This is a genomic window from Thermodesulfobacteriota bacterium, from assembly GCA_031082315.1.
Classification (GTDB): domain Bacteria; phylum Desulfobacterota; class QYQD01; order QYQD01; family QYQD01; genus QYQD01.
In genome coordinates this window covers 24,640-45,013 of record JAVHLC010000006.1, presented here as the reverse complement: position 1 = coordinate 45,013, position 20,374 = coordinate 24,640, and the positions used below count along the sequence as shown (strand labels likewise).

The following is a 20,374-nucleotide window of genomic DNA, read 5'->3' as shown; positions in this document are numbered from 1 at the left end:
TTCCTCCTCATTATTCAATATTATTCTATTTCTTCAGCGCCTCGGCCCCGCCGACAATGTCCATCAATTCTCTCGTAATGGCGGCCTGCCGCGCCTTGTTATACATCAGGCTCAAGCTCCGGATCAAATCCTTACAGTTGCGCGAAGCGTTGTCCATGGCTGTCATCCGGGCGGCGTGCTCGCTGGCTGACGTCTCCAGCATGGCGCTGTACACCTGTACGTTCACATGTGTAGGTAAAAGACTGCTGATAAGCTGTTCCGGTGAGGGCTCATATAAATATTCCCGCGCAGTGCCGGTCGTTTCTCCTGGCCCCCCAAGTTCTTCCGGACTTATGGGGAGGAGCTTCCTGGTGACCGGCCTTTGGATAGCCATACTGATAAAATGCGCAGAGACCACGTACACTTCATCAGACTCACCCCCAATAAATCTACTTGCCAGATCCTGGGCAATTGTTATGGCATTCGACATGTCAAACCGGCCCATAACGTCAATATGTGAGGCCCTTATGTTCGTCTCGCGACGCCGGAAGTAGTCTCGACCTTTTCGACCGAGACAAACGAGTGAGGTCCCTACCCCTTCCGCCCCTTTTGCCCGCAGGAACTTTTCGGCTACGTTATTCAAATTTACGTTGAAACTGCCACACAGCCCCCGGTCTGCAGTAACCAGCAGGAGTTCAATGTTCTTTACCTCGCGCTGTTCCAAAAGAGGCGAGGCCTCAACATTCAGGTGCGCGGATAGACTCCCTATGACCTCAGCAAATTTGCTGGCATAGGGCCTGAAGTTCTCCATTTTCGACTGTGCCCCGCGCAGTTTGGCCGCCGCCACCATGTTCATGGCCTTGGTAATCTGCTGGGTCTTTTTTACTGCCCCAATTTTCCGTAAAACGTCTTTTAGCGTAGCCATCGGTAACCACTCTTATCTCATGAAATTGATGTTAAAGTATTTATTACCCCTACAAACCCTTGGAGGCCTTGAAGGCGACCCGATACTCGTCAAGGGCCTTCCTCATCTTTGCCTCCAGGCTATCGTCTATGGTCTTCTTTTCCCTTAATTCTTTAAAAACATCAGGATGTTTGCTTTCGATAAATGGGTAGAGCCCGTCCTCATAAGCCCTCAATGCATCTATAGGATGCTCATCCAGGTATCCCCTTGCACCGGCAAAAAGAATGGTGATCTCTTTCTCCATAGGCAGGGGCTGGTACTGCGGCTGCTTGAGGATTTCTACCAGGCGGGCACCCCGATTGAGCTGCGCCTGCGTGGACTTGTCAAGGTCGCTACCGAACCCGGCGAAGGCCGCCAACTCTCGATACTGGGCCAGATCTAATCGAAGCGTACCAGCAACCTGTTTCATGGCCTTGACCTGCGCCGCCCCACCCACGCGGGAGACGGACAGACCAACGTTAATCGCCGGCCTGACACCTGCGAAAAACAGTGCGGGTTCAAGATATATCTGACCATCAGTAATGGAAATAACGTTGGTTGGGATATAGGCAGAGACGTCGCCGGCCTGGGTCTCAATAATAGGTAATGCCGTCAATGAACCACCCCCCAGTGCATCATTCACCTTAGCGGCCCTCTCTAATAATCGGGAATGGTTATAGAAGATATCACCCGGATACGCCTCGCGCCCTGGAGGCCGCCTTAGCAGCAGTGAGAGCTGCCGATAGGCTACAGCCTGCTTGGAAAGGTCGTCATAGATAATCAAAGCATGCCGCCCGGTATCACGGAAATACTCACCCATGGTACAACCGGCAAATGCAGCCACGTACTGCAACGGCGCGGGATCACTGGCACAAGCGGCCACGATCGTCGTATACTCCATGGCCCCGTGACGCCGCAGTGCCTCGGCAACCAATGCCACGGTCGACTTCTTTTGACCGATGGCCACATAGATACAGAAGACGTCCAGGCCTTTTTGGTTAATGATGGCATCTACACCAATGGCAGTTTTGCCTATCTGTCGGTCGCCGATGATGAGCTCCCGCTGACCCCGGCCCACCGGGGTCATAGCGTCGATAGCCTTAAGCCCCGTGTACATGGGCTCCTTAACCGGCTGCCGGGCAATAACACCAGGGGCGATCATCTCTATCCGGCGCGTCTCCTTGACCTCAATTGGCCCTTTACCATCCAAGGGACTTCCAAGGCCATCGACTACACGTCCTACAACGGCCTCACCCACCGGCACCTCGGCGATGCGGCCCGTACGCTTGACGACGTCGCCCTCTTTGATGTGCTCCACGTCTCCCATGATAGCACAGCCCACGTTATCCTCTTCCAGATTAAGGGCAACACCCATGATGCCACCCGGAAATTCCAGAAGCTCCATAGCCTGGCAATTCTCGACCCCATGGACACGGGCAATACCATCACCTACAGATAGGACAATGCCTGTCTCCTTGAGGTCAATCTTTTTCTCATACTCTTTAATCTGACCCTTAATAATCTGACTAACTTCTTCGGCTCGTATCTGCATTATGATACCTCACCCCTCTTTAAAATTTCTTTTATATCCCGCAATTGAGTTCTTACACTCCCATCCCAAACCATGTCTCCCGCTCTCACCACCAGGCCCCCTATAATAGAGGGATCCTCTTCTGTATTAAGGATTACCTTTTTGCCGGTAACCTTTTCCAATGCCTTTTGGACGCTCTGTTTTACATCCTCAGCCAGGGAGATAGCAGCCGTAACCACCGCCCTTTTAACCCCCATAAATTCATCGGTTAACTTCTGATGTAGCACGGCAATGTCAGGAACAGAAAGTATACGCCTTTTTTCCACCAGAAGCTTCATGAAGTTGCTCATGATAGGGCTGAGTTTGAGAGTTATGGCCAGATCACCCATCAATCTGGCCTTAATATCAGTAGGATAGACCGGATTGGTTAAGGCATCTCTTAATTCAGGAGATCCCTGTAGGATTTGCGCAAAGCCATTTAACTCCTGCTGATAAGCCTCCAGCTTATCCTCCTCTTTGCCAACCACAAAAAGTGCCTTGGCGTATCTTTTGGCAACTATCTTGCTGATCAATTTGTATGCACCACCTTCGCAATATATTCGTCAATTAATTTCTTGTGATCTGATTCATTAAGATTCTTCTTAATTATATCTTCAGCCAGCTTAACTGAAAGCTCGGCTGCTTCAGCGCTTAAGACCAGCTTAGCCCGCTTCATCTCTTGCTCCACCGCAAATTGAGCCTGTTTCTTTATTGATTCAGCAGTCTTCTCAGCATCTTCGATGATCCGCTTTTTCTCGGCCTCACCCTGCTCAATATATTCTTGAACTACCTTTTTTGCTTCCTGTTCGATGGTGGAGAGCTTCTTCTCATACTCGGCATATTTCTTTTCCGCCTCAACCTTTTTCGCATCCAGCTCATCAAAGTTATCCTTAATCGAGGCTTGCCGGCCGGAAAGGAGATTGCTTACAGGATTTTTAAGTACCTTGAAGAGCACGGCAGCCAGAATTGTAAAATTCATAGTCCGCCAGACAAGATCCCACCATAGCTCACTACTGTATCCATGCCCCTCACCATGCCCTGAGGCAAATACCGTCGTATAGTACAGTAAAACCGATATAATCGTTAGAGACTGTGCGGCAATCACTATAAAAAACCGCTTACTATTACTCTGATCAGCCATCAAATACTCCTCCCCAAAATCTTGACCGCTATGTCAGAAGCAAACCCCGATACCTGCCCTTTCAGTTCCTCTTTCGCCTTACTAGCGTCCTGGTTAATCTGCGACAACATCTGGGACTTAGATGCCTCGGACTCACTACGGGTCTTGGAAATAATCTGTTTCTCCTCGCCAAGGCCCTCATTTTTTAAGTTTTCCTTTTCCTTGTTCCCTCGCTCGTGAGCCCCGCTCATTTTAACCTTAAAGTCTTCAAGCCTCTGGCTGGCGTTCTTAATAAGCCCCTCTATCTCACGCTCCAGGCCCGACACCTTCTCTTTTCTCTCTGCTATAATTTTACGCAAGGGCCGATAAAGGATGAGATTCAGGATAACCATCAGGGCCAGGAAATTAGCCAACTGTATCAACAAGGTAATATCTATATCCAGCATCCGATTACCCCTCACTTAAAGGAAGTTTCAGCTTATAAAAAGGAATCATCATGATTAGTGAATAGCAATTCAGTAGATTAAAAAGGCTTTTACATGATTTAACACCCCGTGTCAATGTTTTTTTACTATGTTTTTAAAAACTATTTGGGCATAATTATGGGACAAACGAGGCAAGTCAAAATCTGAAGCGGGTTTTTTAAATAATCTCCGGACATCAAGGCTCGGGTTACGGGCCTTTTTGCAGCATAAACCGCCGCATACGGATGTTAAGAAGCAGGCCGATACTGGTCAGGGTAGTGATGGCTGAAGAACCACCATAACTGATCAAGGGAAGCGGGACTCCGACTACAGGCATTAGGCCAAGGACCATGCCCACATTTACCACTAAATGCCAGAATATCATGGCCAATATACCAAACGCCAAAAAGGTGCCGAACTTTTCCTTTGAACGGATAGCGACCTGCAAGGCCAACAGAATAAGCAAAAAATAAAGAATAATCAGCAGAATCGATCCTATAAAACCCCACTCTTCCGCAAAGACGGAAAAGGCAAAATCAGTATGCTGCTCGGGAAGAAAATCGAGTTTGCTTTGTGATCCCGCTAAATAACCCTTTCCCAATATCTTGCCGGACCCCACCGCGATCTTGGACTGAAGGGCATGATAACCAGACCCCAGAGGGTCTCTTTCCGGCCAGAGAAAAGATTCCACCCTCTTTTTTTGATAATCCTTTAATAAAGACCAGATGAACGGCACAGAGGTCAGCCCAAAACCCAGCAAGGTCAAAAATGCGCCCCATTTTATACCTACAAAAAGGACCATTGACGCCAGTATAAACAGGAGCAAAAGGCTCGTCCCTAAATCCGGCTCCTTAACGATAAGAATAAAGGGGAGCAAAACAATACCCGCCGGCGCCAGGAGGTCACTTAGTCCATAACCCTTTTTAACGTCCTTGTGATAAAAATAACTGGCCAGCGCAATAACCGTCGCCAACTTGGCCAGCTCTGATGGTTGAAAAACCAGGGAGCCGAAACCTAGCCACCTTTGAGAGCCGGAAACTGTCTTCCCAACAAACAATACGGCCACCAGGGTTATTATAGAACCCGCGTATATGTAAGGAGCCCACTCAGCTATCCGCCGGTAATCAAAAGATAGAACGACAACCATAATGACCCCGGATAGGCCCAGCCAATAAAGCTGCCTTAGATAAACGGTAGTTGCAGAACCAGTAGCAGAATAACCGGCGCTATAAAGATTCAAAACTCCTAACATTGATAAAAGTAGCACTACCCCAAGTAATGGCCAATCAAAGTTGGTTATATACCTCCTATCTATCATTTGCACCCCCTGTGCGAACCAAGGTCGCCTCCGGGCTGGACTTTTTGCTAAAATATTCCTCCAAAACCGCTCTGGCTACGGGAGCAGCTATTGAACCACCATGCCCGCTATGTTCAACTAAAACCGCAATTGCTATCTCAGGGTCCTCCACCGGGGCAAAGGCCACAAACCAGGCATGGTCCCGATACTTATAAGGTATGGCGTTTACGTTCTTCTCACGGTAGGCGGGCAAACGAACCACCTGGGCCGTCCCGGTCTTGCCTCCGACCATAACTGTGCTGAGCCGGCACACACCCCCCGTACCGTGCGGCTCATTTACCACCCCGGCCAGGCCATCCCGTACTATTCCCAGGTTACGTTGGGAAACCGGGACCTTACTATCTATTATAGGCTTAAACTGTTTTATTATCTTGCCGTCAAGACTAACGATTTTTTCCACAAACTGGGGACGATAAAGCACTCCCCCATTGGCCACAGCAGAGATCACACGCAGCATCTGGAGAGGAGTGACCAGATCAAAACCCTGGCCGATGGCAATAGAAATCGTCTCCCCCTCCTGCCAGGGCACCTTAAATCGTTTTAATTTCCATTCGGGAGTAGGCACCAGTCCTGACTTTTCATGCTCCAATTCTACCTTGGCGGGTGATCCCAGACCAAAACCACGTGCATAATGGGCCAGGCGATTCACACCCAGCCTTCTTCCCATTTCATAGAAATAAACGTCGCATGACCGCACAATGCCTTTATGCATAGCCACGCTGCCATGTCCTTTTTCCTCCCAACACCTATAGACCCGGTTACCAAAAGGATAATAGCCGCTGCAATATAGTGGAGCGGTAGGATCAATGACCTTCTCTTCCAGCGCGGCCGCCATGGTTACAATCTTATAAGTAGAACCCGGGGGATATTGCCCTTGAATAACCTTATCCGGCAAGGGCCGCAAAGGATCATTTACCAGATCTGACCACTCTTTCCGACTTAATCCGTGGAGAAAGGCTTCTAAATCAATATTAGGACAGCTCGCCCAGGTCAGTATCTTTCCATTTCTGGGATCCATAGCTACAACTGCCCCTGAGCGGCCGGCCATAGCATCTTCGGCTACCCTTTGCAGGTCGGCGTCCAGGGTGAGATGGATATTATTCCCGGAAACGGGTGGGATATCCCCATAAACACTTATCACCCGGCCGGCGGCATCGACCTCTACCTGCCTGCCGCCGCCTATACCCGCCAAATCCGCCTGATAAACCTTCTCCAGGCCGCATCGCCCAACGAATTCACCCAACCTGACGTTCTTAAATAATTCGCCCTTCAATTCCTTTTCATTTATTTCTCCCAGGTAACCAAACAAGTGTGCGGCCATATTCCCATAAACATAGTTTCTCTTAGGTTCAATCTCTATGGTTACGCCGGGCATCTCAAACCTGTGCATCTCCACCAAGGCCACGGTATCTGCATCCACATCTTCACATAAGCGTATAGGCATATAACGGGGCATATTCTTCGCCGTCACCACCGTTTCCCAGAGTGAGGCCGGACTTTTCTTCAAGATGGAGCTCAACCGGTTAAGTAACTTATTTATGTCTTTTACGTCTTCACGAACCAGGGATATGCTAAAAGACGGCCGACTTTGCACCAGCACCTGCCCATGCCGATCCAGGATATCTCCCCGTGGACCCGGCATGTATTGGATACGGAGGCAATTTCTCTCCGAGCGTTTGAGGTATTCGTCACCTTTTATGATCTGTAGATACCAGAGGCGGGCAAAAAAAACGGCAAAAACGACTATGACGAATACAGTAATCCGGTCAAATCTCCTGTGGTATTCCTCGATTTCTGCCGGATCAAATGCCCTTATGCGTAGATCTCTTTTTGAACCTGTCTGCCTCACAATAGACCACTTATCCGGTAAGACTCAAAAATCATAACCACTTAACAAATCCTAGCGCGAGACCTCACGTGCTTCCCGTAACCCAAACAACCGGTCAAAATAATCGTAACAAATGAAAAAGATAGGGCTTAACAGAGAGGTCAGGAGACTTTGAAGAAATACCATCCAAACGTGATGCCACCAAATTACTCCATCCATGAATACCAAATCCAAAATCAGCAGGCCTAAGTTAGCCAAAAAACTTACGGAAAAAATGATAGCCATTTGATAATAGATATTTTTTACGATCAGATTACGTGAGATAACCTTTACTAATAAAAAAAGCATGGCATAAACGAGTACATGCATGCCCAGGGCGCTGCCTGCAAATGTATCCACCAATATACCTAAAGAAAAAACCAACAAACCGCTCTGGATTCCATTCAGGTAAAGTGAGACATATATAATTAAGAGGGGCAACCCGTCAATTTTAAGTTTCCATAAAGGCAGATGATAGAATAGAGTCGTTTCCAGGATCAATAATACGCAACCCAGTAAAAACAAAAAAAACATATTCGGTCACTTTATCCCACGCAACTATTTAGCCACTAAGGCACCAAGATAGATAATCCTCTTAATCCTCACTTAGCCTTCGTGTCTCGGTGACTTTGTGGCGCTAGTTCCTGTTCCATTATAGAGCTTTTTTCTAAAACAACCAATGCTTCCTCTATATCAGAAATATTAACACAGGGGACCACTTCGATATGTTGAAATAATCCCGGACGAGAATTCTTGGCCTTAATAACCCTCCCGACAGGCAACCCCTTCGGGAATATACCCCCCACCCCGGAAGAAATTACTATATCCCCGGGTTTAACATCGTCACGAATGCCGACGTAATCTAAATAACAGACTCCACCGGATTCTCCCTTGAGCACTCCCCTTACCCTGCTTCTCTGCACAATGGCATCGACAGCGCTGTTCCGGTCTGTAATCAGTAAAACCTTTGCATAGTGCAGGGAGACACTTATAATCTGGCCAACAACACCATCGGCAGCTATAACCGCCATCCCTCTTTGAAGTCCATCGTCAGAGCCACGGTTAATAATCATGGTCTCAAACCAGACCGTGGGATCATACCCAACAACCTCTGCCGACAAAAGGGGGAGGGGTACCGTCTCTTTAAAATTTAACAGTTTCTTGAACCGGATATTGGCAATAATGGCTTCACGATACTCATTGTTTTTACTGCGCAGTCGTTCGATTTCCTTTCTCAACAACCTATTTTCCTTTTGTACGCCAACCAAGTAGATATAATCATGCCCAAAAGCAGTAATTCCCCTCTGAATGAAGACGATCCCTTTCTGGATGGGAGCAAACAACTCTACACCAACCTTCTGCCAGGGGCCAAAATCTCTGTTTTTCCCTATACTGGAAACAAGGAGTACGAAAAGGATAACAGCCAACAGACCGGTTAAGATAAAAATTTTCAGACGATTAAGAGGTCTTTCCTTTTTTCGCATTAAGACATCCGTATTACTGTATAGCGATCTCTTTCAGGATACCGATATTGTCCAGAATTTTTCCAGATCCCAGCACTACGGATGAAAGAGGGTCATCAGCAATAATAATAGGCAACCCGGTTTCTTCTCTTAATAATTTATCCAGATTACGCAGAAGAGCGCCTCCACCTGTAAGAACTATCCCCTTATCGACAATATCTGCTGCCAGCTCAGGAGGTGTTTGTTCCAAAGCGACCTTCACCGTCTCCACTATAGCATCTACCTGTTCGGTTATGGCCTCTCGTACTTCGTCGGAATCTATAGTAATTGTTTTGGGGACTCCCGAGACTAGATCCCGGCCTTTTATTTCCATGGTGTCATAAGGCTTCTCCGGCATTACGTTGCCGATAGTGGTCTTTATCATCTCGGCAGAGTGTTCACCAATCAATAAATTATACTTCTTCTTGATATATTGTAAGATGGCCTCATCCATTTTATCTCCGGCCACTCTAACCGACCCCGAATAAACAATCCCGGACAGAGAAATAACAGCTACTTCCGTAGTACCGCCCCCGATATCCACTATCATATTGGCCGTAGGCTCGGTTATGGGCAGACCTGCGCCCACGGCCGCAGCCATCGGTTCCTCAACCAGATAAACTTCCCGTGCCCCTGCTGATTCTGCAGATTCCTTGACCGCCCTTTTTTCCACCTGGGTTATCCCCGAAGGGACACTGACAATAATACGTGGGCGCACCAGGGTCCGCCTGTTATGCACCTTGGTAATAAAATAACGGAGCATGGCCTCAGTTACCTCAAAATCGGCAATAACGCCATCCCTCATAGGACGGATAGCCTTTATGTTGCCCGGCGTCTTTCCCAGCATCATTTTTGCCTCTTTACCCACGGCCAGGACCTTGCTAGCACCTCTAACATCCTTTCTCACCGCTACAACCGAGGGTTCTCTTAAGACAATACCTTTCCCTTTGACGTAGACCAACGTATTCGCGGTACCCAGGTCAATGGCCAGATCGTTAGATAACCACCCCAATATAGAGTCAAACATCATACCCTCTTCTCCTTAATTTTAATGGAAAAAACCCTTAAATTTTAACCGGTTCTCCCGCTTTTCTTATTTTCTAGCCTTTCACAATAACCCGTGTAATAACAAGGGTCAATATCTTTTTTGTGCATAATATGCATACTTACCTTTTTACCTAAATATCTATATCGTTCAATTCAATAAAATAATTCACTCATTTTGAGATTTTAATGAAAGTCCGATGAAAATTATCTTGACAAAATTTATGGAATTTTATTTTATACATATATTATGAATGAGCAACCATTCATAAAGGATCTTTTTTGAGCCAAATAAGCCTATAACTCTGTGAAAGCCACCGACAAACATCAGAAGATTATCCAGGCCGCCGTTAAAATTTTTGCCCGGAACGGTTTTTTTAACTCGCGCATCTCAGAAATCGCCAAAGAAGCAAATGTGGCAGACGGCACGATATATCTTTATTTTAACAATAAATATGACATACTCATCTCCCTCTTTGAGGAAGAGATGGGGGAAATTATAACCAACATGCGGGAAGAACTGGCCAAAGAAGAAAACCCGCTCAAACAATTAGAGATTTTTTCCCGGGTTCACCTGAAAATCGTAGAAGAAAACAGAGAAATGGCCGAGGTGCTCCAGGTCGAAATCCGGCAGAGTAGTAAATTCATGAAGGAATATCGCAATAAAAAATTTGCCGAGTATGTAAATATAATCTCTTCCATTATAAAAAAAGGCCAGGAACAAGGCCTCATCCGCAAAGACGTCATGCCGGGCATAGCCAAGCGGGCTTTTTTCGGAGCCTTAGATGAAATGTCCCGTTTCTGGATACTCTCCCCTCAAAAAAAATACAGCACGCATACTGCAGCCAAACAGATCAGCGATTTCTTTATTCGCGGAATTGCTGTATCCTGAAAAACAGCCATCAGCTATCAGCCTTCAGCTTTCCGCTTTTGGCTGTTTTAGGCCTTGGCTTTTTCAGTGACTTTGTGGTAAAAAACAAACAAAGTGAATGTCATTAGTCAATAGTCATTTGTCACTGGTAAAAACGATCAGCATTCAGCTTAAGGTACTATTTGTCTTGGATTTTTTGCTGATGGCTGACAGCTGACGCTGAAAGCGTGAAGTTCGCCCCGGCAAATCGGCCTGTGGCACGACCGGAAACGGTAGTTTCCGGTCGTGCACTAACCAATGACCGATAACTAATGACCGGTGATGTTGCCTAATCGTATGGTTATTAAGGAGAAATGCATGCCGTCTCTATTAGGAACAACGGTCATAGAACACCTGCTGACCACCCAGAAGGCCCACCCCGAGGCTACCGGTGCATTCACGCGGTTGTTATCCGAACTCATTGTGGCCGCCAAAATCATCTCTCGCGAGGTAAACAAGGCCGGCCTGGTGGACATACTGGGTTATGCCGGACGAGAAAACATCCAGGGAGAGCAGGTACAGAAGCTGGATGAATTCGCCCATAGGACCATCGTTGAGCGTATGGCCCACACCGGAGAATTGTGCGCTATGGCCTCAGAAGAAGACCCGGATATAATACCCGTCCCTGAGAGATTTACCAAAGGCAATTATGTCCTGATCTTCGACCCCTTGGACGGTTCATCCAATATCGACGTAAACGTCAGCATCGGCACTATCTTCTCCATTTACCGCCGCGTAACCCCGATGCCTGCCGACCCAACCCTGGAAGATATCCTCCAGAAAGGAAGCAAACAGGTCGCAGCCGGCTACTTTGTCTATGGCTCCAGCAGCATGATGGTCTATACGTCAGGCAGCGGCGTACACGGATTTACACTCCTTCCGAGCATAGGCGAGTTCTTGTTATCCCATGAGAATATCAAGATACCGGAGCGGGGAAGGGCCTTTAGCGTTAACGAAGGCAACTATAGCTATTGGGCGGATGAAGTTAAAAAACTTGTGAGCTATTTTAAAACGCCGGATAGGGAAACAAAAAGGCCGTACACGGGGCGCTATATTGGTTCTCTGGTGGCGGATTTCCATCGCAATCTCCTGCATGGCGGTATATTTATGTACCCTCCGGACAAAAAAGACCCCAAAAAGCCCCTTGGCAAACTGCGCCTCATGTGTGAGTGCAACCCGCTGTCCTTTGTCGTGGAGCAGGCCGGCGGCTATGCCAGCACCGGCTTCCAGGGCATACTTGATCTCGAGCCCAAGGAATTGCATCAGCGTGTGCCGCTTTACATAGGAAGCAAAGAAGATGTACTTATTGCCGAACAGTTCATAAAAGGAGAAAGGATATCCTGATGCCGCTTGTACCTGCCAAAAACATATTGCTTAAGGCTTACCGGGAAGGCTACGCCATAGGGGCCTTTAATTTTGTTAATATGGAAATGTTACAGGCCATTTTACAGACGGCCAATAACCTGCGCGCCCCGGTCATTATCCAGGCTTCAGAAGGAGCCATCAGTTATGCCGGACTATCGACCATCGTATCCATGGCCAGGACACTGGCCGGAGAGGTAGATATCCCCGTAGCCCTGCATCTGGATCATGGGCACAAGCTGGAAACGATCAGGGCCTGTATTCAGGCCGGATTTACCTCGGTCATGATCGACGCCTCTCACCTGCCTTATGCCGAAAACGCAGCCCTGACCCGACAGGTGGTGGAAATAGCCCGCCAGTCCGGGGTCTCGGTAGAAGCCGAACTGGGCCGCCTCATGGGTGTAGAGGATACCGTGTCTGTGGCGGAAAGAGACGCCGTACTCGTCGATCCTGAAGAGGCCGGCCGTTTCGTGCGGGAGACAGATATTGACTCTCTGGCTCCGGCCGTAGGGACATCGCACGGGGCCTTCAAGTATAAAGGCGCTGCCCGCCTCGACCTGGAACGACTAAAAAAGGTTAAAGAAAAGACGGGGATACCCCTCGTCCTGCACGGCGCGTCTTCTATTCCGGCTGACCTTCTTCAAGAGGCCATTGGTTCCGGCATTCCGATTGGGGAGGCCAAAGGCGTGCCCCTGGAAGAAGTGCAAAAGGCTATCAAGGTGGGTGTAGCCAAGGTCAACATCGATACGGACCTCCGTCTTGGTTTCGTCAGCGCCATGCGCCGCATCCTGGCGGAAAAGCCGGAGACCTTCGACCTGAGAAAAATCCTGGGGCCGGCCCGGGAAAAAGTAGCACAAATCATTGCAGACAGGATACAGGCCCTGGGCTGTGCCGACAGGGTCTGAACGTGCTTATCCTGGGTATCGAAAGCTCCTGTGATGAGACAGCCGCGGCTGTCGTCCGGGACGGAAAGATCATATTATCCAGTGTGGTGGCCTCCCAGGTGGATGTGCATCGCCGTTACGGCGGCGTCGTACCGGAACTGGCCTCCCGCAAACACATCGAAGCCATCTATCCTGTTGTGGAAGAGGCCCTGGAACGGGCCGGGGTATCTTTAAATGGCATTGACGCCATAGCCGCCACCCAGGGGCCGGGGCTAGTAGGGTCACTACTGATCGGCCTCTCCTTTGCCAAGGCCCTTTCTTATGCGCGGGGACTCCCCCTTATTGGCGTGAGCCACATCGAAGGACACCTTTTATCTATTTATCTGGAAGAAGATACCCCTTCCTTCCCCTATGTCGCCCTTATGGCCTCAGGCGGGCATACCGCCCTGTACTACGTCTCTGACTTTACAGATTATCGCCTCCTGGGCCAGACGCGGGATGACGCCGCCGGCGAGGCCTTCGATAAGGTGGCAAAACTGCTGGGGCTTGGCTATCCCGGGGGAGAGGTAATCAGCCGGCTGGCCGAACAAGGGAACCCTAAAAAAATCAATCTCCCCCGGGCCATTATCAGTAAGGATTCCTTCGACTTCAGCTTCAGCGGCCTTAAGACCGCAGTAGCCAATTATATACGCTGTTGTCGGGAGAACCGGATACCAGCGCCCTACGAGGATACGGCGGCCGCCTTTCAGGAGGCCGTAGTCGATGTCCTGACAGATAAGACCATGAAGGCCGCCCTGCAATATAAGGTCAAAAATATTGTTGCGGCAGGCGGGGTAGCTTCTAATCGCCGTTTAAGGGAAGCCCTCGGCGCGGCCGCAAAAAAGGCCGGGGTTAAGGTCTTTATCCCGGAGCCGTCCCTTTGCACGGATAATGCCGCGATGATTGCGGTGGCCGGATACCATCGTTTCCGGAAAGGAGAGGTTTCCGGCCTAACCCTAGATGCCTATTCCAAAAATAGACCATGACTTTAAAAAGGACATTAAGATACTATTATCTCCGCATGAAGAACCTCAAGGGCAATCCCCGGGCGATTGCCTGCGGCATGGCCATTGGTGTCTTTATCGGCCTTACCCCAACCATACCATTCCACACGGTGATGATCCTCCTGGCAACCTCTCTATTGAGCAGCAGCCGCATAGCTGGGCTTATCGGGGCCATTATAATCAGTAATCCCGTCACCATACCCATCTACTATTACCTAGCCTATTACCTCGGGAAATGGGTCACCTCTTTTGAAATGAAACTGCCACATACCTATTCTATTATCGATATAGCCCGCGCCGGCTGGGAGTTAGTGCTCACTATGCTCATTGGTGGAGTGATCCTCGGCATTATACCAGCGGTTATTACCTATTTCCTTACACTTTACATCTTTAAGCACCTCAGGACAAAGCGCCGGGCCAGACGGTCCATATAAACACATAACCCGGACACTATTTAAACTTTGAACTAAGCGCCCAATGACCAGCCCGCAAGGATTACTAAAAAAGTACGACATACGGCCCTCAAAGAGCCGGGGGCAAAATTTCCTTATAAACCCGGACATCGCTAGGGCCATAATTGAAAAGGCGGGATTGGGGGCAGAGGACATAGTCATTGAAGTGGGCATGGGCCTGGGCATTCTCACCCTTCCCCTGGCCGCCAAGGTCAAAAAACTCATTAGCTTCGAAGTTGACCCGCGCCTGATTGCTATCGTGAAGGAAGAATATACCCTCCCTTCCACGCTGGAAATAGTACACCAGGACATACTGAAAGTTGACTTTCAGGCATTGGAAAGAAAATATAGACAAAAACTAAAGATAATAGGGAACCTGCCTTACTATATTTCCAGCCCTATACTTTTTAAGATATGGGAATGTCGGTCTTCGTTTAAAAATGCCTTTGTTATGCTCCAAAAGGAGGTGGCCGAAAGGATCGTCGCCCCACCCGGCAGCAAAACATATGGTATTCTTGCCGTGTTCTTCAATTATTGCGCCACCATCGAAAAGGTCTTAAGAGCGCCTGCCGCTCAATTCTATCCCAGACCGGAAGTAGATTCTATGGTCCTGGGGTTTCATCTCCGCCCCCCGGAGGTAATCGCTGAGGATGAATCCCTCTTTAAAAAAATAGTCAAAAGCGCCTTCCAGAAACGCCGCAAGACCCTGCAAAATGCCCTCGCACACCCCGGCTTTCCTCCTGAACTGATTAGAAGCGTCCTGGGAACCCTGAACATTGATGGACAGAGAAGGGCCGAAACCCTGGGGGTTAATGATTTTGTTCAGATAAGTAATCTACTGAGAAAAGCGGCTATCAGCTGTTAGCTTTCAGCCATCATCTATCAGGAGGACAGGCGTCTGTCCTCGGCCAGCCTATGGCGACCCGCCTGTCCTCAGGTATTAAATGGCCTGACTCTGCGTCCTCTGTGTGCTCTGCGGTAAATAGTCGCTAACTAACAAAACTTGACAAAAAGAAAGGGCAGTTGTTAAATTGCGTCCGCATCAAGACAGCGATTTAATACTGTGAACTATGAAGATAATAAAATCCGTGGCCAGGATGCAATCCCTGTCCATGCAAAAAAGGACTGAAGGCAAACGGATTGCCCTTGTCCCTACCATGGGGTTCTTCCATGCGGGACATATAAGCCTCATGACCTATGCCCGTAACAGATGCGACCTCCTGGTGGTGAGCATCTTTGTAAACCCCATGCAATTCGGCCCGTCAGAGGACCTTGAACGCTATCCGCGTGACCTTAAACGCGACCGGGTAATGGCTGAAAAGGCCGGAGCGGATGTCCTCTTCTGTCCGTCCGCACAAGACATGTACCCACGGGGATTTCAGACGCATGTGGAGGTGGAACAACTAACCCAACCGCTCTGTGGCCGTCGCCGACCGGGACACTTTCGCGGGGTAACCACGGTAGTAACTAAACTTTTTAATATCGTACAACCTCATGAGGCCGTATTCGGGCTGAAAGATTACCAGCAATGGCTGGCCATCCGCCATATGGCCGGTGATTTAAACATGGCGGTCAAGGTTACAGGCCGGCCCATCGTCCGTGAAAAAGACGGCCTGGCCATGAGTTCGCGCAACACCTGCTTATCCCCGGCAGAGAGAAAGGCGGCGCTCAGCCTTCAACAGGCCATTTCCGTGGCTAAGGATCTGGTCCGTAAAGGAGAAAAAGGCCCTGAACGGATAAAGAAGGCTATAAAAGAACTGATAACTTCATATAATAGCGCTAAGATAGAAATAGAATATATCAGTTTTTGTCATCCGGAGACATTAGATGAACGAGATATAATCAAAGATAAGACCTTGCTGGCCATAGCCGCCCGGGTAGGAAAAACACGTCTTATCGACAATTGTCTTTTATCCACAGGAGGAAAATGAAAATACCCCCCTCACTCCCCCTTAGTAAAAAGGAGGAATACAGGGGGATTTTCAGGAGAATAAATAAGATGCAACGGCTTATGCTGAAATCAAAACTGCACCGCGTAAAGGTAACGGAGGCCGATCTGAATTACGAAGGCAGCCTGACCATAGACGCCTCCCTTATGAGGGCCGCGGGCATCTTACCTTTCGAAATGGTCCGGGTCTATAATATAAACAACGGCGAACGTTTTGAGACTTACGCTATTGAGGGCCTGCCTGATTCCGGCGTTATCTGTCTTAATGGCGCAGCGGCCCGCAAGGGAGTGGTCGGCGACCTGCTCATAGTAGCCACTTACGCCCTTTACAGCGAAGATGAATTGGCAGGCTACAGACCGCGCCTTGTACACGTAGATAAAGATAACCGCATCGTTTGACCTCTATGAAGCAATTCATAAGCAAGATAAAAAATCTATTTTTGACCGGGCTTTTAATTCTCATCCCCATCTTCGTGACGATATACGTCGCAACAGGGATGATAAATTTTATTGATTCAATCGGGGACATCCTCCCGAAGAAGTTCAATCCTGAGACCTACCTACCCTTCCATATCCCGGGCCTGGGCATCATATACACCGTAATTATGGCCCTGATTGCCGGGCTTCTGGTCCGCAACTATATCGGCAAAAAGGCCCTGGGCTACTGGGAAATGGTCGTAGATAAAATCCCCCTGGTCAGGGTGCTTTACGGCGCCCTCAGGCAGGTCTCGGAGGCCATATTTGTCAAGGGCGATACCCAGTTTAAGAAGGTAGTATTGATTGAATACCCCCGCCGGGGTATTTATAGTCTTGGTTTTATCACCGGGAAGGCCGGCGATAAACTGTCTGCAAACACCCGTCCTCACATGGTCGGTGTTTTTGTACCCACAACCCCTAACCCCACCTCTGGATTTTATCTTATCGTACCGGAAGAAGATATTATTAATGTGGATATCTCTATCGAAGATGCCTTTAAGCTTATTCTTTCGGGTGGTATGGTTAGTCCAAGCTAAACCCCCGGCGACATCACTTCCCAAGACGAACCCTGTGTTAAGTAGAACTAAATAATTTCTCGATACTAATATTGATCAATTCGTAAAAAAGCCTTTTCACCGCTGAGCACGCAAAGGCGCAAAGACCTCAAAGAAAAATGAAAATCTGGAAATCAAGAAATCAGGAGTAAAAGATTTTTTCATGAGTTCCTGAGTTCCAAATTTTATTATTTTTGCGTCCTTGGCGGCTTTGCGTGATATTTTGGACCTTTTGCGAGATCATCAATATTATGAACCTTAATAGCTTGACAAGGATAGAGGCATCTGTTTATATACCGCAAGTTTGCAAGAGGAGGACGCACTATGTTCATGAAAAATTGCCTTTTTACCTCAGAATCGGTTACCGAGGGACATCCGGATAAGGTAGCCGACCAGATCTCTGATGCTATCCTTGACGCTATACTGGAAAAGGATAAAATGGGCCGGGTGGCCTGTGAGACATTGGTGACTACCGGCATGGTCCTGTTAGCCGGCGAGATCACTACGGATTGCTATGTAGATATGCCGCAAATTGTGCGCGGCGCCATAAAAGAAATCGGCTATACAGACTCATCCATGGGTTTTGACTGGCAGACCTGTGCTGTTCTTTCCAGCATCGATAAACAGTCTCCGGATATTGCACAGGGCGTAAACGGCACCGGCCTCTACCATGAAATGGGAGCCGGCGATCAGGGCCTCATGTTTGGCTATGCCTCTGACGAAACCCCGGATTTCATGCCCATGCCTATCTGGTATGCCCACAAGCTGGCCATGCGCCTGGCTGAAGTGCGAAAGAAGGGAATACTTACCTTTTTGAGACCGGATGGCAAGACCCAGGTTACGGTCCGTTATGTCAATGGGGAGCCGGTATCCATACCAACTGTGGTTATTGCCGCCCAGCATACCCCGGAAGTGTCCTATAAAGAGATTAAAGAGGCCATTGTTGAGGAAGTTATCAGGGAGGTCATCCCGGCGCACCTCATGACCGGCGATACAGAATACCTGATCAATACGACCGGCCGTTTTGTCGTGGGCGGGCCGCTGGCCGATTGTGGCGTCACCGGGCGAAAAATCATTGTCGATACCTATGGAGGCCGCGGACACCATGGCGGCGGGGCCTTTTCCGGAAAAGACCCCTCTAAGGTGGATCGCAGTCCCTCCTATATGGCCAGATATGTGGCCAAGAATGTGGTGGCCGCCGGTCTGGCGCGGGAATGCGAGGTTCAGGTGGCTTATAGTATCGGTCTGGCCAGGCCGCTTTCCATCAACCTAAATACCTATAGCACAGAGGCCATCCCTAACGACCGGATTGTTAAGATCATTACGGAGAATTTCAGCTTCAAGCCGGCCGACGTTATCAGCTATTTGGATTTAAGACGCCCCATATTCAAGAAAACAGCGGCTTACGGACACTTCGGCCGGCCGGAGCCGGAGTTCACGTGGGAAAAGCTGGATAAGGTGGAATTATTGAAAGACAAAGCCGGGCTATAAGAAGCGGTCAGCTATCGGCCTTCAGCTTTCAGACAAAAAAAGAGACCGTGCTGATTGCTGACAGCTGAATGCTGATAGCTAACAATCTATGAGGAGTCAGCATGAAACACCATATTAAAGACGAAAAACTCGCTGCTAAAGGAAAACTCCGGATAGAATGGGCCGGCCAGAGTATGCCCGTGCTCAATATTATCCGGGACCGCTTTGAAAAGGAAAAGCCGCTCAAAGGCGTGCGCATTGCCGCCTGTCTTCATGTGACCACGGAAACAGCGGCCCTGATGGAGACGCTAAAGGCCGGGGGCGCGGATGTGGCCATCTGCGCTTCTAATCCCCTCAGCACACAGGACGATGTAGCCGCCTCTTTGGTTAAGAATAGCGGCATCCCCGTCTTTGCCATTAAAGGCGAAGACCATGATACCTACTACAGCCACATCCGCTCTGTGCTGAAAATAAAACCTATGATAACTATGGATGACGGCGCCGACCTGGTATCGACGCTCCATTCAGAGAAAAAAGACCTTATCCCCTCTATCCTGGCCGGCACAGAAGAGACAACCACCGGAGTCATCCGGCTACGCAGTATGGCCATGGATAAGGTCCTCGGTTATCCTATAATCGCCGTAAATGACGCCAAGACCAAACACTTCTTTGATAATCGCTACGGAACCGGTCAGAGCACCATCGACGGCATCATCAGGGCCACCAATCGTCTCCTGGCCGGAAGCGTCTTTGTGGTCTGCGGTTATGGTTGGTGCGGCCGGGGATTAGCTAGCCGGGCCCGGGGCATGGGAGCGCGGGTTATTATTACCGAGGTTGATCCTCTGAAGTCGCTGGAAGCGGTCATGGACGGCTATGCCGTCATGCCCATGGAAGAGGCCACCCGGATCGGGGATATTTATTGCACACTTACCGGTAATATCCATGTCATACGCAAGGAACACTTTCTTAAAATGAAAGATGGGGCCATCGTCTCCAACTCCGGCCACTTTAACGTCGAGCTGGACCTGGACGGCCTGGCGGAGGTAACCGAAAAAAGGCGCATGATCCGGGAATATGTAGAAGAATATACACTGGCCAACGGCAAACGGGTTTACGTATTAGGAGAAGGACGGCTCATTAACCTGGCTGCGGCCGAAGGACATCCATCGAGCGTCATGGACATGAGTTTTGCCAATCAGGCCTTGTCCGCTGAATACATAGCAAAACACCATGGTCAGATGAGAAAAGAGGTTTACCCGGTTCCGGAAGAGATCGACCGCCGGATCGCCTTAATGAAACTCCAGTCTATGGGAATACACATCGATAAGCTGACGGCAGAACAGGAAAAATACCTTAGTTCCTGGGAAATGGGAACGTAAGAGACAGAAAAATAAAGCAAGAGAGCTTAAGGCTCAAAGCTTTCAGCTC

The 20,374-nt window shown here is 48.9% G+C and carries 21 protein-coding genes; 11 read left to right on the top strand and 10 right to left on the bottom strand.

The features are described from left to right. Positions 1-25: 25 nt before the first annotated feature. The 10 genes from atpG to RDU59_06880 all read right to left on the bottom strand — a co-directional run bounded on the left by atpG (position 26) and on the right by RDU59_06880 (position 9,832). Positions 26-904, bottom strand: a complete 879-nt coding sequence (atpG, locus tag RDU59_06925) for an ATP synthase F1 subunit gamma (GenBank protein ID MDQ7838207.1) — start codon at positions 902-904, stop codon at positions 26-28. 49 nt (positions 905-953) lie between these two features. Beyond that, on the bottom strand, positions 954-2,474 hold the full coding sequence (gene atpA / locus RDU59_06920) for a F0F1 ATP synthase subunit alpha (GenBank protein ID MDQ7838206.1): 1,521 nt from the start codon (positions 2,472-2,474) through the stop codon (positions 954-956). Then, a complete protein-coding gene (gene atpH, locus RDU59_06915; GenBank protein MDQ7838205.1) occupies positions 2,474-3,025 on the bottom strand; it encodes an ATP synthase F1 subunit delta in 552 nt (183 codons plus the stop codon). Before atpH ends, atpA begins: the two co-directional genes overlap by 1 nt. Beyond that, positions 3,022-3,633, bottom strand: a complete 612-nt coding sequence (atpF, locus tag RDU59_06910; protein ID MDQ7838204.1) for a F0F1 ATP synthase subunit B — start codon at positions 3,631-3,633, stop codon at positions 3,022-3,024. The genes atpH and atpF overlap by 4 nt, the downstream gene beginning before the upstream one ends. After that, positions 3,633-4,058: an ATP synthase F0 subunit B gene (locus RDU59_06905; GenBank protein MDQ7838203.1), complete on the bottom strand. Its 426-nt coding sequence runs from the start codon at positions 4,056-4,058 to the stop codon at positions 3,633-3,635. Before RDU59_06905 ends, atpF begins: the two co-directional genes overlap by 1 nt. Before the next feature lie 226 nt (positions 4,059-4,284). Then, complete coding sequence (gene rodA, locus RDU59_06900; GenBank protein ID MDQ7838202.1) at positions 4,285-5,394, bottom strand: rod shape-determining protein RodA; 1,110 nt, start codon at positions 5,392-5,394, stop codon at positions 4,285-4,287. Then, the gene (mrdA, locus tag RDU59_06895; protein MDQ7838201.1) at positions 5,384-7,282 is read right to left on the bottom strand and encodes a penicillin-binding protein 2; all 1,899 of its coding nucleotides are present in this window, start codon (positions 7,280-7,282) and stop codon (positions 5,384-5,386) included. The genes rodA and mrdA overlap by 11 nt, the downstream gene beginning before the upstream one ends. Positions 7,283-7,333: 51 nt before the next feature. Next, entirely contained in the window at positions 7,334-7,834 is a 501-nt protein-coding gene (gene mreD / locus RDU59_06890; protein MDQ7838200.1) for a rod shape-determining protein MreD, read from the bottom strand. A 68-nt stretch (positions 7,835-7,902) separates the two neighbouring features. Next, positions 7,903-8,784, bottom strand: a complete 882-nt coding sequence (gene mreC, locus RDU59_06885) for a rod shape-determining protein MreC (protein MDQ7838199.1) — start codon at positions 8,782-8,784, stop codon at positions 7,903-7,905. A gap of 13 nt (positions 8,785-8,797) precedes the next feature. Further along, a complete protein-coding gene (locus RDU59_06880; protein MDQ7838198.1) occupies positions 8,798-9,832 on the bottom strand; it encodes a rod shape-determining protein in 1,035 nt (344 codons plus the stop codon). 321 nt (positions 9,833-10,153) lie between these two features. Here RDU59_06880 and RDU59_06875 point away from each other — a divergent pair, with 321 nt between their 5' ends. From RDU59_06875 to ahcY, 11 genes are all read left to right on the top strand, one after another. Beyond that, positions 10,154-10,738, top strand: a complete 585-nt coding sequence (locus RDU59_06875) for a TetR/AcrR family transcriptional regulator (protein ID MDQ7838197.1) — start codon at positions 10,154-10,156, stop codon at positions 10,736-10,738. Between the two features lie 336 nt (positions 10,739-11,074). Beyond that, the gene (fbp, locus tag RDU59_06870; GenBank protein ID MDQ7838196.1) at positions 11,075-12,100 is read left to right on the top strand and encodes a class 1 fructose-bisphosphatase; all 1,026 of its coding nucleotides are present in this window, start codon (positions 11,075-11,077) and stop codon (positions 12,098-12,100) included. Further along, complete coding sequence (gene fba, locus RDU59_06865; protein ID MDQ7838195.1) at positions 12,100-13,023, top strand: class II fructose-1,6-bisphosphate aldolase; 924 nt, start codon at positions 12,100-12,102, stop codon at positions 13,021-13,023. Before fbp ends, fba begins: the two co-directional genes overlap by 1 nt. A 2-nt stretch (positions 13,024-13,025) precedes the next feature. Further along, the gene (gene tsaD, locus RDU59_06860) at positions 13,026-14,027 is read left to right on the top strand and encodes a tRNA (adenosine(37)-N6)-threonylcarbamoyltransferase complex transferase subunit TsaD (GenBank protein ID MDQ7838194.1); all 1,002 of its coding nucleotides are present in this window, start codon (positions 13,026-13,028) and stop codon (positions 14,025-14,027) included. After that, positions 14,024-14,479 (top strand): DUF2062 domain-containing protein, encoded by a 456-nt coding sequence (locus RDU59_06855; protein MDQ7838193.1) that lies wholly within the window; start codon positions 14,024-14,026, stop codon positions 14,477-14,479. The genes tsaD and RDU59_06855 overlap by 4 nt, the downstream gene beginning before the upstream one ends. Positions 14,480-14,522: 43 nt before the next feature. Continuing rightward, positions 14,523-15,362, top strand: a complete 840-nt coding sequence (gene rsmA, locus RDU59_06850) for a 16S rRNA (adenine(1518)-N(6)/adenine(1519)-N(6))-dimethyltransferase RsmA (GenBank protein MDQ7838192.1) — start codon at positions 14,523-14,525, stop codon at positions 15,360-15,362. Positions 15,363-15,567: 205 nt separating this feature from the next. Next, on the top strand, positions 15,568-16,428 hold the full coding sequence (gene panC / locus RDU59_06845) for a pantoate--beta-alanine ligase (protein MDQ7838191.1): 861 nt from the start codon (positions 15,568-15,570) through the stop codon (positions 16,426-16,428). A gap of 68 nt (positions 16,429-16,496) precedes the next feature. Beyond that, a complete protein-coding gene (locus RDU59_06840; GenBank protein ID MDQ7838190.1) occupies positions 16,497-16,844 on the top strand; it encodes an aspartate 1-decarboxylase in 348 nt (115 codons plus the stop codon). A 5-nt stretch (positions 16,845-16,849) separates the two neighbouring features. Beyond that, complete coding sequence (locus tag RDU59_06835) at positions 16,850-17,458, top strand: DUF502 domain-containing protein (GenBank protein ID MDQ7838189.1); 609 nt, start codon at positions 16,850-16,852, stop codon at positions 17,456-17,458. Between the two features lie 342 nt (positions 17,459-17,800). Continuing rightward, complete coding sequence (metK, locus tag RDU59_06830; GenBank protein ID MDQ7838188.1) at positions 17,801-18,967, top strand: methionine adenosyltransferase; 1,167 nt, start codon at positions 17,801-17,803, stop codon at positions 18,965-18,967. Positions 18,968-19,068: 101 nt separating this feature from the next. Then, positions 19,069-20,325 (top strand): adenosylhomocysteinase, encoded by a 1,257-nt coding sequence (gene ahcY, locus RDU59_06825; protein MDQ7838187.1) that lies wholly within the window; start codon positions 19,069-19,071, stop codon positions 20,323-20,325. Positions 20,326-20,374 lie beyond the last annotated feature (49 nt).